Consider the following 761-nt stretch of genomic DNA (forward strand, 5'->3'; position numbering starts at 1 on the left):
TACTATCAAATAAGGTAGAATAATAGAAAAAGATAGCAGGAGGAATGACGATGAATCATTTTAAAGGAAAGCAATTTCAGCAGGATGTGATTATTGTAGCCGTGGGCTACTATCTTCGTTATAACCTTAGCTATCGTGAAGTTCAAGAAATCTTATATGATCGTGGCATTAACGTTTCTCATACGACGATTTATCGTTGGGTGCAAGAATATGGCAAACTACTCTATCAAATTTGGAAAAAGAAAAATAAAAAATCCTTTTATTCATGGAAAATGGATGAAACATACATCAAAATTAAAGGAAAATGGCATTATTTGTATCGAGCCATCGATGCAGATGGTTTAACCTTGGATATTTGGTTACGTAAAAAACGGCACACACAAGCAGCCTATGCTTTTCTTAAGCGGTTAGTGAAGCAGTTTGATGAACCGAAGGTTGTAGTCACAGATAAAGCCCCCTCTATTACAAGTGCCTTTAAGAGACTAAAAGAATACGGCTTTTATCAAGGGACAGAACATCGTACCATTAAATACCTGAATAATTTGATTGAACAAGACCATCGTCCAGTAAAGAGACGCAATAAATTCTATCGAAGTTTACGCACTGCCTCACCCACGATTAAAGGCATGGAAGCCATCCGAGGATTATATAAGAAAACCCGAAAAGAAGGCACTCTCTTCGGGTTTTCGGTCTGTACTGAAATCAAGGTATTATTGGGAATCCCAGCTTAAATCATAGATGCCGTAAGGGATTTTATTCTT

At 37.1% G+C, this 761-nt stretch carries 1 protein-coding gene; it reads left to right on the forward strand.

From position 1 onward, the window contains the following. The first annotated feature begins 50 nt into the window (after positions 1-50). Positions 51-731 carry an IS6-like element IS1216 family transposase gene (locus O3884_RS08995; protein ID WP_371453054.1) on the forward strand — a complete coding sequence of 227 codons (681 nt, stop codon included), beginning with the start codon at positions 51-53 and terminating at the stop codon, positions 729-731. Positions 732-761: the final 30 nt, after the last annotated feature.

Origin of the sequence: Gemella sp. 20925_1_85, assembly GCF_041433735.1 — a bacterium.
In the GTDB taxonomy this organism is placed as follows: domain Bacteria; phylum Bacillota; class Bacilli; order Staphylococcales; family Gemellaceae; genus Gemella.